The 12,039-nt window shown below is 56.6% G+C and carries 12 protein-coding genes, 1 tRNA gene and 1 pseudogene; 10 read left to right on the top strand and 4 right to left on the bottom strand.

The annotated features are described in order from the left end of the window. Positions 1–25 precede the first annotated feature (25 nt). From BLV07_RS07610 to BLV07_RS50075, 5 genes and pseudogenes are all read left to right on the top strand, one after another. A complete protein-coding gene (locus BLV07_RS07610; RefSeq protein ID WP_176945392.1) occupies positions 26–1,804 on the top strand; it encodes an FAD-dependent oxidoreductase in 1,779 nt (592 codons plus the stop codon). 368 nt (positions 1,805–2,172) lie between these two features. Beyond that, positions 2,173–2,643 (top strand): Lrp/AsnC family transcriptional regulator, encoded by a 471-nt coding sequence (locus BLV07_RS07615; protein WP_091881930.1) that lies wholly within the window; start codon positions 2,173–2,175, stop codon positions 2,641–2,643. 113 nt (positions 2,644–2,756) lie between these two features. Continuing rightward, a complete protein-coding gene (gene pyk / locus BLV07_RS07620) occupies positions 2,757–4,169 on the top strand; it encodes a pyruvate kinase (RefSeq protein WP_176945403.1) in 1,413 nt (470 codons plus the stop codon). A gap of 155 nt (positions 4,170–4,324) precedes the next feature. Then, entirely contained in the window at positions 4,325–4,924 is a 600-nt protein-coding gene (locus tag BLV07_RS07625) for a DUF6088 family protein (protein ID WP_091881935.1), read from the top strand. Continuing rightward, positions 4,879–5,156: pseudogene (locus tag BLV07_RS50075) on the top strand (nucleotidyl transferase AbiEii/AbiGii toxin family protein); the annotation flags it as partial. The gene BLV07_RS07625 and the pseudogene BLV07_RS50075, both read left to right, overlap by 46 nt. Here the strand turns inward: BLV07_RS50075 and BLV07_RS50080 are convergent. Further along, on the bottom strand, positions 5,088–5,318 hold the full coding sequence (locus tag BLV07_RS50080) for a hypothetical protein (RefSeq protein ID WP_176945367.1): 231 nt from the start codon (positions 5,316–5,318) through the stop codon (positions 5,088–5,090). The pseudogene BLV07_RS50075 and the gene BLV07_RS50080 sit on opposite strands and share 69 nt — an antisense overlap. 248 nt (positions 5,319–5,566) lie before the next feature. Here BLV07_RS50080 and BLV07_RS07635 point away from each other — a divergent pair, with 248 nt between their 5' ends. The 3 genes from BLV07_RS07635 (at position 5,567) to BLV07_RS07645 (ending at position 7,789) form a co-directional block, all read left to right on the top strand. Continuing rightward, a complete protein-coding gene (locus BLV07_RS07635) occupies positions 5,567–6,421 on the top strand; it encodes a type IV toxin-antitoxin system AbiEi family antitoxin domain-containing protein (RefSeq protein WP_091881938.1) in 855 nt (284 codons plus the stop codon). Continuing rightward, positions 6,408–7,319, top strand: a complete 912-nt coding sequence (locus BLV07_RS07640; protein ID WP_091881941.1) for a nucleotidyl transferase AbiEii/AbiGii toxin family protein — start codon at positions 6,408–6,410, stop codon at positions 7,317–7,319. Before BLV07_RS07635 ends, BLV07_RS07640 begins: the two co-directional genes overlap by 14 nt. A gap of 83 nt (positions 7,320–7,402) precedes the next feature. After that, positions 7,403–7,789, top strand: coding sequence for a hypothetical protein (locus BLV07_RS07645; RefSeq protein ID WP_091881944.1), 387 nt, complete (start codon positions 7,403–7,405; stop codon positions 7,787–7,789). A gap of 922 nt (positions 7,790–8,711) precedes the next feature. On the opposite strand, the gene BLV07_RS47410 is transcribed toward BLV07_RS07645, so the two are convergent. After that, positions 8,712–8,780 (bottom strand) — tRNA-OTHER (locus BLV07_RS47410). A gap of 2 nt (positions 8,781–8,782) precedes the next feature. Here BLV07_RS47410 and BLV07_RS07655 point away from each other — a divergent pair. Next, entirely contained in the window at positions 8,783–9,082 is a 300-nt protein-coding gene (locus tag BLV07_RS07655) for a hypothetical protein (RefSeq protein ID WP_091881951.1), read from the top strand. An 800-nt stretch (positions 9,083–9,882) separates the two neighbouring features. Here the strand turns inward: BLV07_RS07655 and BLV07_RS07665 are convergent. Continuing rightward, a complete protein-coding gene (locus tag BLV07_RS07665; protein ID WP_091881957.1) occupies positions 9,883–10,269 on the bottom strand; it encodes a hypothetical protein in 387 nt (128 codons plus the stop codon). A gap of 546 nt (positions 10,270–10,815) precedes the next feature. On the opposite strand from BLV07_RS07665, the gene BLV07_RS07675 reads away from it, so the two are divergent. Further along, positions 10,816–11,097, top strand: a complete 282-nt coding sequence (locus BLV07_RS07675) for a hypothetical protein (protein WP_143035363.1) — start codon at positions 10,816–10,818, stop codon at positions 11,095–11,097. A 480-nt stretch (positions 11,098–11,577) separates the two neighbouring features. Here the strand turns inward: BLV07_RS07675 and BLV07_RS07680 are convergent, their stop codons facing one another. Continuing rightward, entirely contained in the window at positions 11,578–11,766 is a 189-nt protein-coding gene (locus BLV07_RS07680) for a hypothetical protein (RefSeq protein WP_091881963.1), read from the bottom strand. Positions 11,767–12,039 lie beyond the last annotated feature (273 nt).

A 12,039-nucleotide genomic window follows, 5' to 3' on the forward strand; every position in this document is an offset into this window, starting at 1 on the left:
TCACTGCAACGTGCAGCGAGGCCGCATGAACACACCAAATGACCGCGCTAAACCGGACACGATCGCTTTCGCCTCCAAAGGAGGGACGAGGCTGGATCAGGACTTTGAGACAGATGTCCTCGTGATCGGCAGCGGCGCGGCTGGACTGTCGGCGGCGCTCTATGCGGCAAAGGCCGGACTGCGCGTCATTGTATGCGAGAAATCTCCGCGACTTGGCGGAACGACGTCCCTGTCGAATGGCATGATCTGGGTTCCTTGTTCTGCTCAGGCGCGCGCGGCTAACATTGATGACACTATCACCAATGCGCGGACATACCTGCAGCATGAACTCGGCGTTCATTATCGTGCGCAATTCATTGATGCTTATCTTGAAGACGGCCCGGCGGCGCTAACCACGCTCGAGAACGGCACGAGTGTCAAGTTTACCTTGGCCTCTACGCCCGATTATCACTCGAGCCAACTTGGCGGCGCTGATACGGGACGGGCACTGAGCCCCGCTCCCTATGATGGGCGGTTTCTAGGCAACGACTTCGATTTGATTGGTGACCCCATTCGGGTTGTGCTCGGGGGCATGATGATCTCATCGAGTGAGGTGAGAAGCTTTCTCAACCCGCTCCAATCTGTTGCGTCGCTCAAGCACGTCTTAACTCGCCTGAGCCGCTATGCGCGGGATCGGCTCAGGTTCAGGCGTGGTACTGAGCTCAGCGGCGGGAATGCCTTGATCGCGCGGCTGCTGGTGAGCCTGCGCGAGTACGGCGTAGAAATTTGGCCATCTTCTCCGGCGCTCGAACTCATCAAGGAAGGCGGGCGCGTCACCGGTGCTGTTGTCAAGCGGATCAACCTTGATATCCGCGTGCGCGCCTCGCGTGGTGTTGTTCTCGCAACTGGCGGCTTTGCCCGGAACGCGCAGTTGAGGGCGGACCTCAGTGGTGCACACCAGCATGACGTTACGTTGGCCCACGCCGATGTTAACGGTGACGGCATTGGGCTTGCAACCACGCTCGGGGCCGCCATCGACAAAGATGTCGCATCCGCCGGCTTCTGGACCCCAGTTTCAATCCTGAAACGCGGCATCGGCTCGCAGGTTGTGCCATACGGCTGGCTCGACCGCGGCCGTCCTGGGGTCATTGCTGTCGGTCCGAATGCCAGACGCTTCGTCAACGAATCGAATTCGTACCACGATATTTGCCTGGCAATGTTTGAAAACGGATATCCAGCAGATAAGCGATTCTACTTCATCTGCGATCACCAGTTCGTGCGATTGAGGGGCATGGGACAACTGCTGCCATGGCCCTGGACGTTGAGCATCGGTAAATATGTCCGTCTTGGCTACATCAAGGCAGGTGAAACGATTTCGGAGCTCGCAAAGCAGCTGGGACTAGATTCCGCCGTGCTTCAAAAGACGATCGAGGAACACAACGCGCACGCTGCCCAAGGACGCGATCCCCTCTTTAAGCGTGGGGAATCGGCTTTCAATCGCACGCTCGGCGATCCGACCGTGGGAAAAAATCCAAATCTTGGACCCATCAAAGACGGACCATTTGTCGCGTTGCCGATCGTTCCGGCAACGCTTGGCACGGCGACCGGATTGGCGACCGACAGTTACGGAAACGTCCTGGATGCACAAGGCAACGCAATCCAGGGTCTTTACGCTTGCGGCAACGACATGACGTCGCCGATGCGCGGAATTTATCCCGGGGCAGGCATAACAATCGGTCCCGCCATCGTATTCGCCTATCGCACCGTCAACGCAATAGTGCTTTCCGCCGATCAGGAGCAAAAAGCCGTCGCCTCCGGAGCTTGACCGTCTACCACACCCGTGTGTGGCGGGGGGGAATATGTGCTCGGGTCCGGGGCGCGCATTGATAGAACTGGAGTCGGACAGCCTTCATCAGCAGCTCTCAGCGGACGTGGGTCCCGACCCGCGACATTCTCGAGATGGCGGCCGGGTTCGAGAATGGTGAGCCCGGCGGAGGGGGAGATCGCTGCACCAACTGTCTTCGATGTATCGCAAAGAGCTGGGCTCCCATAGGTGTTCCAAGGCACATGACAGCGGGAGAAATCGATCGTTCAACAGCTAGGCTGCCTAGTGACGAATCGAAAATGTCAGGACAAGCCGCGCAGGCGTCTGCTTCTCCGACGCGATCGCAATCCGCTGGCCGCGAGGCAGTGATGCAACTCGACAAAATCGATTTTCGTCTTCTTGATCTCGTCCAACGAAACAATCGCCTCTGTAGTGAACAACTTGGCGGGAAGGTCGGCCTATCCGCATCCGGAGTTCAACGTCGGCTCAAGCGCCTTCGATCCAAGGGTGTCATAGAGGCCGACGTTTCCATCATTTCTCCAAAAGCAGTTGGACGGAATGTGACGGCAGTGGTGCTCATTTCCTTAGAGCGCGCGCGTGCCGACACCGTCGATCGCCTAAAGCGGCAAATTCGCAAGATGCCTGAAGTGATGAGCGCATTCTACGTTACAGGTCTGGCCGACGTCGTCTTGCTAGTTACCGTAAACGATATGGAAGATTACGAGCGGTTTGTCCGACGTCTTACAGACGAAAGTGCAGACATAAAACGCATTGAAACAATGGTTGTCATGGATCGGTTCAAAGCAGGATTCACTTTGCCAATAGCGTCCATCGCATAGTGGCGACTGACGAAAAGGACATTGGCTTGTCAACTGCCGTCGACCGCAGTCCGTAAGGGTCGGCTTTGGACTTTATGGCTAGATCGATCACATCCTTTCAGATGGGGGATACGTTGCGTCGCTCGCGTCACGCCAAGATCGTGGCAACCGTCGGTCCGGCAAGTGCCGCGCCTGAGAAGATACGTGCTCTCTACCTTTCCGGGGTAGACATCTTTCGGCTAAACTTCAGTCACGGAACCCACGAAGACCACGCCAAGAGTTATGTGTGTATCCGTGAACTCGAGCGGGAATTCGGCCGGCCGATAGGCATCCTGCAGGATCTCCAAGGTCCAAAGCTCCGCATCGGCTCCCTTGAAGAAGGCAGGCTGGCTTTGCGTGCTGGTGAAACGGTCCGCTTTGTGATCGACGGAGCCAAAGGAGCAAAGCAATCGATACCCTTGCCTCATCCGGAGATTTTTGCGGCCGTCCATCCCGGACAAGAACTTCTCATTGACGATGGCCGGGTGCGCTTGAGGGTCACCGAGCCAGGAGACGGAGAAATCGTTGCGCAAGTGGCGGTCGGAGGCCTGATTTCGGACCACAAGGGGGTCAACGTGCCGGGGGCCATGCTCGACTTATCTCCACTCACCAAGAAAGATCGCGCCGACCTCGCGTTCGGCATTGATCTTGGGGTCGACTGGGTGGCCTTGTCCTTTGTTCAGAAACCGTCCGACCTGATCGAGGCGCGCGCCATCATTGGCGAGGCCGCAGGTCTGATCGCCAAGATCGAGACGCCGATGGCGCTCGATCGCATCGACGACATCATTGGCTTGTCGGACGGCGTTATGGTGGCGCGCGGTGATCTTGGCGTCGAAATCCCGGCCGAGGAGGTCCCTGGCCGGCAAAAGGAGCTCGTGCGCGCCTGTCGGCGTGCCGGAAAATCCGTCATCATCGCAACGCAAATGTTGGATTCCATGGTGGCTGGGCCGACGCCGACGCGGGCGGAAACCTCAGATGTTGCGACCGCGATCTATGATGGAGCCGATGCAGTGATGCTATCTGCTGAATCGGCAAGCGGGGCCTACCCGGTCGAAGCGGTTGCCATGATGGATCGCATCATCAAAAGCACGGAACGGCATCATCTCTATCGGTCGCTGATTGAGGCTTCTCGAGCTGACGTGGAGAGTACCCCTTCGCATGCCGTCGCGGCCGCAGGGGCAGATCTTGCGGCTACAATTGGCGCCAAGGTCATCATCGGCTTCACGGCAGGCGGGACGACAGCCGCTCGGATCTCGCGAAGCCGGCCGCCGGTGCCGATCCTTGCCCTTACTCCGGATGAGAGAGTGGCTCGGCGCATGAGCTTGTTGTGGGGGGTGCACAGTGCAGTGTCCAGCGATCCTTCTGGCTATGAGGAGATGACGCGCATCGCCTCGGCGGCCGCGCACCACGAGGGCTATATTCGATTGGGCGACTTGGCTGTGATCGTCTCTGGAGTGCCGTTTGGACTTAGAGGCGCGACAAACAATCTTCGCGTTGTCGCTTGTTAAGACAATGCCCTTGAATCGCGCTGCAGAAGGCCACCCGATCGCCATATGGACCACGCTCAGGATTCAGCTGTGACCGGGAGCCGGTATTGCTTGAGTTCGAGGCACTTGTAGTGTGTCAGAAGTTCTCCTATGTTTCTGACACTGGAGCGTGAGCCGTGACCCACCTGAGCACGCGGATTCTGGAAGCAACCAAAGAATTGCCCGAAGGCGCACCAATCGCTGCCAAGGCGCTTTTGCATCTTGGAAAGCGTGCTGCCGTCGATCAGGCTCTTTCGCGTCTTGCCGAGCGAGGAAGACTTCTGCGCGCGAGACGAGGGATATATTTGCGTCCAGTTGAAAGCCGTTTCGGAATTAGAGCTCCATCAGTCGAGAAAGTCCTCGAGGAAACCAAGGTTCGCAGCGGCGAAACCATTGTTTCCAGCGGCGCGGCGGCGGCCAATCATCTTGGTTTGACGACGCAAGTACCTGTTCGCCAGGTTTATCCGACCTCTGGTCCTTCCCGCAGGCTCCGCCTTGGTAAGCAAGTCGTGGAGCTCAAGCATGCACCGCGTTGGCAGCTTGCCTTGGCGAACCGACGCACCGGTGAGATAGTGCGTGCGCTTGCCTGGGTGGGCCCAGAGACGGCAGAACGAACATTGAGGTCCGTCAGTCAGAAATTGACCCCGACCGAAGTGAAGGAGCTGAAGTCAGCTGCTTCTTCCTTTCCGACTTGGCTTGCCAAGCCGATAAGCGAACTCCGTCGGATAGATTTCTAAAGCTGTCTGACGCCGAGCGCCAAGAGGCGCTCGGCGTTGCTGCTCCAACTCAGGTCGTCCGGCACATCTTCTCGAAAAGGATGTCTGGGTCGTCTGGTGCCTGAACGCGCTCTTTTCCTCGCCTTTAGGCGAACATCTCGTCTTCAAAGGCGGAACTTCGCTATCAAAGCCTTACGGTGCGATCCGCCGTTTTTCGGAAGATGTCGATCTCACCTACGACATTCGGACAATACGTGACGAGCAAGGTACTCTCTTTCCATTGGAGTGCGATTTCCATTGGAGTGCGATCGAGCCGCTGATCGATGTTCCAGTCTTCACGGAGGCGGTTAAGGAACTCGCGGCCGCTGCTGGAACCCCCGCGCAGGAGCGCTTCTTGAATGCGGTCGAAAAACACGTCGCTGCTGAGGCCGCAAAGGCGAAGGTAGCAGCGTCAGGCGAGGCTGATGAGCATGAAACTGAGACGGATTCACGGAGGGGAGATCCGTCGATGAAACAGATCCCTGAATTCGTCAGGTAAGCGCGCAAGACCAAATCCAGGCCGTCTGACGGTTTAAATATTGCTCAATTTATAAATCTATACTTGATTTACAGAAGATTCTTCGAACTGGACCGGTGGTTTAAGAATATGCTATTATATCAATTATGGATAGACAAAGAAGACAGCTCTTAAACCAGCTCGATAAGCTCCTTCCGGAGGGGCTGGTCGTGGATTCCGCTTGGCTCAAGCGACACGGCTACTCAACTCAGCTCCAACATCTCTATGTGCAACGAGGCTGGCTCGAACAGCCAACTCGAGGGGTCTTTCGGCGGCCACGCTATGAGCTGAGCTGGCAGCAGGTGGTGATATCCCTTCAAGGCGTCCTGAATTATTCACCGCTCGTCTTGGGAGGACGGACGGCGCTCGAATTGCAGGGATACGCCCATTACCTTTCGCAAGCGACGAGCCGCGTTCACCTCTACGGACCGAAAGCGCCGCCATCGTGGGTGGACAAGCTGCCGTTGACGGTCAAATTCATCTACCACAATGATCGGCGACTTTTCAAAAATGATCCCGTTGCCAAAGGCGTAAGCAGCGTCCGCTGGAATGTCGAGACCGGAAAGATGCTGGACGTCACGGCCTTCCGGGGAGGCGACGTCACTCAACTGAATTGGGGGCAATGGGACTGGCCTCTGACCCTGTCGACGCCGGAGCGCGCCGTTTTCGAGCTGCTTGACGAATTGCCCAACAACGAGAGCTTTGAACAGGTCGATGCGCTGCTTGGTGGCCTTGCCAATCTTCGTCCGGATCGCTTGCAAAAGCTCCTGAAAGATTGCGCGAGCGTGAAGGTCAAGCGTCTCTTTTTCTACTTCGCCGACCGCCACAACCATGCCTGGCTCAAGCGGCTTAACAAGAATGCTGTCGATCTAGGACATGGCAAACGCATGCTCATCAAAGGTGGTGTTCTCGATCCGACCTATCAAATAACGGTGCCGGGAGATCTCGATGGCGTTCGCTGACGATTACAAAAAGCAAGTCGCGCTGCTTCTGCGCATTCTCCCATTTATCAACGAAGAGAAGTGCTTCGCCCTTAAAGGAGGCACAGCGATCAATCTCTTCGTGCGCGACTTGCCACGGCTCTCTGTCGATATCGATCTAACCTATGTTCCTGTCGCGCCGCGAGTCGAATCCCTTGCTGATATCGATTCGGCGATGAAGCATATCGTCGCCAGGATCAAAGAGAAGATCCCAGACTCGCAGGTCCATGAGACTCGGAAAGAGGATGCGATCGTCAAACTCGTAGTTCGTTCGCAGAGTGTCCAGATCAAGGTTGAAGTCACGCCTGTGCTGCGCGGTTGCGTTTTCGAGCCAGCTGTGACCTCGGTGCGTCCCGCCGTTGAAGAGCAGTTCGGGTTCGCTGAGGCCCATACGGTCTCATTTGCCGATCTCTATGGCGGAAAAATCGTCGCCACTTTGGATCGCCAGCATCCGCGCGATCTATTCGATATTCGCGATTTGTTAGCCAATGAGGGAATTACGGATGAGCTCCGCAAGGCCTTTATCGTTTATCTTTTGAGCCGCGACCGCCCGATGTTCGAGGTGCTCGGCTCACCTCAGAAAGATATAAGCGACGAATTCCTTCACGGCTTCCAAGGGATGACGAAAAAGCCCGTTTCGAAGGACGAGCTCATTGCCGCGCGCAAGACGCTTGTCGAGGAGATCGTTGGCAAGATGCCAGACGATCATCGAAAATTCCTGGTGTCGTTTGAACGGGAACAACCGGATTGGAATCTCCTCGGCTTGCCCAGCGCTGCCAATCTGCCGGCCGTCAAATGGCGTCAGCAGAATCTCGACAAGCTTCCGAAGGAAAAACGCGATCGGCTTGTTGCTGATCTCGAAAAGGTACTGGCACGGTAACCCGCTTGGCACTGCCAGCCATTGTTCTGTGTTGCGCCGCCATCGCGAAAGCTCACAAAAATTCTCTAAGCGGTCATCCATGATTGACTTCGGCCGACCTCGTCTTTGAATTTCATAACTGGCTCGCCGACGAAATTCCCTGCACGGAAAAGGAGGCGCGCGCAGAACTGCATTCCTTTCCGCTGCCTTCGCTTCTCATCCATTATCTCAACTGGCGTGACCGCATTGTGCCGGTAAGGCCCCGCACCGTCATGACTTGGGACAGGTTCTTGGCCGACAAACGGACCTTGGACCATTGGGCGGCCGTCAATGCCCATGTCGAACGTATCGTCGCGGGCAAGGACCTTACTCCGTACGTCCGCTGCCGCTGCAAACCGATAATCCGTGCAACAAAAACCACGAAAGAAGCCGACAAACCGCCGAATTTAGGCGCCGATCCTGGATTTGTTGCATTAATCGGTTTTCATTGAGCGCTACAATTTCAGCGCTGAACGAGATGCCTCACGAAGGAAATTTCGGCGGCGGTCTGGAAGGCAACGGGAATAATTGGCCACATCTAGTTTGGCTATTGCTGCACAGGAGCAGAACATGGCTAAGCATTTGTACCGTCTCCGTATGGGCTCGTATGTCGGGAACCTATTTCGGCGCAGCAAGCATGATTTGCAGCAGAGGCTCTGGCTGCAATGTAACCTGATGCGGCTCGGGTGCGACCTAGCGCGATCCCAGTATCAGCCCGGCCTTGAGCAAGGGAAAGCTACTACTGCCACTTAAGCCGCTCACCAAGTCGACTTCAACTAGCCAGAAAGCCTACCTAGAGGCCGCAACTAGCGCCGCTGTGGGTCTTCATCGACGCTAAGACGATTTTGAAGGGCGCGACCGTGGCCAACTCAGGCACTGTCGATGGAGAGTGTAGCGATGGCGAATGAACAAGATGTTTTCGGCCGGATCGATGAGATCGAACTCAACGAGGCGGCGGCGGTCATAGTTGAGTAGGCCCATGACGAGATCACCGTGTTATCGCGGCGTGGTGGGCTTTCATTTTCAGCGAACGCCAGATCAGGCGCTCAAGCTCTCTCGGGCCTTGGCTGTTGCCGCAGAGAATGCGAAAAAATTCCAAGGATCAACCGAGGCGCGGCCAATATAACGCATCGCCGACCCGGAACGAGCGAAAAGCTACAGATTTTGAGGAAATCCTGCTGGTTCGAGGAAAGATCTGCAGTCATTCCTCCCGGCTCGCTAATACAACCCATTGCGCTTCTACATCAACGATGACGGTTTATGCCAAATCCCGATCTACTGTTTCTGGTCCTGGGTGGTCTCACCCTCGGAGGCTTCGTCGGCGCCCTGATTAAAGCTCTGATCGGCGACCGGGAGCTGCGCGACCGTGGATGATGCCCTCGACAGGACTTGAACCCACGCCACGAGACGTAGAAACTTCCCGCTCCACTGAGCTATGAGGGCACATGGCAGAGGTAAAAATCACGGCCAACCAATCGGACGAAGAAAGCTGGCGCATCGAGCGCCTCGAGGAAGTCCGCGATATTATCCTCGAGAAGGGCGTAAAGAACATCCTCGCGCTTCACGATCACAAGGGCAATCTCTACGTCGATTGGTCAGAGCAGCCCAGCACCTATGCTCTCGCCACTGCAATCAAGATCTGGTCCGATAAAGGCGAACCGCACTCAAACCATTCTGTGCGGGGACGCCCGCTCGTATGGGATATGGGTGGCGACAATCCTTTCTGCGGCCCTTCTTTCCCTTAGTTTCACAATCTTCAAAGTCCGCCGCTAACGGAGGTCGATTGCCATGCCAGCACTTTGGGTATGCGAGACCTTCGGCACCAGTTGCTCAAGCTACAATCCACATCAGTCGTTGACCCGACTGACTCTCGAGATGCTTTACTTGAGGACCTCCGAGTGATCGAGGATGGACTCGAGCAGTTCCAGCTGAGGCCGTAACGGGGGCACGCCAGTTCACGCTGGCAGATCTACGTGTTAACCAGCAGGCGCCGTGGCGATCGTGCGGAACGTCGTGGCACCGGCCGCAGGGGTTGGTCCAAAGCGGCTCCTGCGGTCGTTTGTTCTGTAATGTCCGGAAGTGTCCCCATTTCCAGAAACGAATGTTTTCTTGGGCACTTAAGGGGCTGATAGCCGAACGACAGTGCAGCCGTTGCTGAGGCTATGGGCCCGGCCTCCTAGGCACACCGGCCCGCGTTGCTCAAGGCCGCCTCAGTTGGGCGCCGTTCTCTTGATCTAGCTCAAGCGATGCCCCCTCTGCAGCAGTCCATCAGGCTGCGCCTGCCGCGCCGCTGGCAAGGCGCTCGTGGTCGACGATTTCAAGACGGATCAGCGTCGGGCAGGGCGACCGAAACTGATATCGCAGCCATGTTCGAGGAGCGGGCGATTACCGTGGTTGAAAAGCCGCCGCTCCTCATTGCCTCGACACTGGCTCAGGCGAGCCCCTAATCGTCGGGCTTCAGAAGGGCAACTTCCACACGAAATAGAGAAGCGCAGCAATGGCTCCCCAGAAAAGTATGCCGCGGAAGATGAAAGCGAGCGCCATGTTAATCGCCGTCTCGTCCAAGCCGCTGCGCCATGGCGATTCCATCGATCGCGTCTGCCAGCCCTTCTAAGAAAACCCGATACCACGCATCATCATCGGGAAGCTCCCACTCTCGTAGGCTGCCGACGTAACGGGTCAGAGCAATAACGCCCGCGATCGTGGTTGGCGTTGAACGGATGAGCACATTCGCATGCTCCGCGAGAGCATGGTTCCTTTGACTGCTGATTTCGTCGGCGGCATCAAACTCGAGCCCCTTATCGAGCTTCGCCGATACAGACAAGGCCGCATCGTAATGCGCCGACAGCTCGCGATGACGCTCGATCACTACGAAGATTAGATCCCGATCGGCTGCAGCCGTCGACTGGGTGGAAATTTCCTGCGATGACAATGTTGGCCCCGAGCAAGTAGCAGGCCTACGTTAGCATTGCGGCCATGATGATAATCAGCGTAGAGGGTCTTTCATCTGCGGTATTTCTGCTCGATCGGCTTGGGCATTCAGACGAGGTCACCGGCTCCATTTGGAGGTCGAGGTTTCGGGGACGAGGACGCGCGCCTTACTCGCGCCGGAAAACGGCTCCGCTCCAGCCATTCCCGGCGTAAAGCTGCATATTTTGCGCGTATAAGAGGTTGTTATCCCGCATCGGCTGCGCTTGGATAAGCTTCTACATTCGAAAGGGGCGGGCGAAATATGAAGTTGATTGCAATAGTTGCCGGTCTGTTGCTGCTCGGCGTGATCGGACAAGCAAACGCACGCGGAGGACATGGAGGGCGCGTCAGCTACGGCGGCGGACATCACACTACCAGTCATGGCGGCAGCTATTTGGGCGGATCCGGCTCATCACACCGTGGCGGGACTTATGTCAATTCGAGAACTGGCAACCGTTACGGCACTCATCGATAACGCGCGGAGAGGCAGGACTCGCGCGGCCATTCGATGGGGCTTTTTACGCGTGGACAACAATGGGAACCGACGTTTCGGGGACTTTCTAACTGCGCTGTTTTGCCCTGGGGCGTGATCGGGCTCCTCTTCAATGCGGGCACTCTCTTCGGCCGGGCTGGCTCGGTTGGGATCGGCACTTCGGTTTATGTCACCGCCATCCTCATTTGGATTGGCGGCATGGTTCTGTTCGGTTTGGGAGCGCTGCTCTCGCACAATGACTTTGATGGCGAGCGGCCCCTGCCAGAAGACGCAGGCGATATTCGGATAACGCGCTAGAACTCTCTAGGATGGGGGCCGGGATGAAATGCAGCCCGGAGTGTCCGAACGCATGAGAGGCTCAGCCGCGGTTCTTCACCTTGATCCAGTGGTTTTGTCCTGCATTACAGGATGGGACTTAAGCGGATGAGCGTTTCGTCGAGCGAAATGGCAGACTGCCGTCAAGCAATTCAAAGCTTTATGGAAGCCTATTGCATAGCGAAGATCTTGCGAGGTGTGCCGCGCTGCTTAAAGCATCACACCTCAACCCCGGCCACTGGCGACGCTAGGCCCTTGAAGTTCGTATGAAGAGCGATTCGAGGATGAGGTAGACCGCTTTCGGATCGGTGTGCCTAGAGACCAGATACGATCGGATGTCGTGGCGGAGCTCTGGCGTGAGCCGCAGTACGAACAGCTCTTTGCGATCGATTCGATTTTCCTCGTACCAGCAGATGACAGCTAAGCAAAAATCAAAAGCGAGCACGACATCGCGCGCTGCAACTAAGTCATCTCGCGCAGCCTTAAGCTGAGCTTGGTTGCCTGCGAAGCGATATTGAAGGTCCGTTTCGAACCGGCCGACGCCCTCGGAATGACCGGCTCGGGCAATGTTTTGCCGACCTTGGATTTGCGGATCCGGAGACTGAACTCACGAAGGCGAACGTCCTTTTCGAGATCGATCGAGGCGATCAAGAAGAGCTGGCTATGGAAAGGACTCGCACATTGATCTCGCCGATCGGTTGGCAGATGTGGCGGGCACTGAGCTGCGCGTTCATGACGACCTTCTGAAGCATGCATCTAGGCGAATCAGTGATGCCTTGTTGGTCGTCACATGCGCTTCCGCGCGATGTTGGCTTTGTTATTTCTCATACGAGCTCGTCGCGCTTCAGACGAATTGTCGCGAAAACGCCAGCTCATTTGTCCGGCCACAGAGATTGCGAGAGCGGAAATCTCGACACCTGTGGG

Origin of the sequence: Bradyrhizobium sp. Rc2d (assembly GCF_900099855.1) — a bacterium.
Classification (GTDB): Bacteria; Pseudomonadota; Alphaproteobacteria; order Rhizobiales; family Xanthobacteraceae; genus Bradyrhizobium.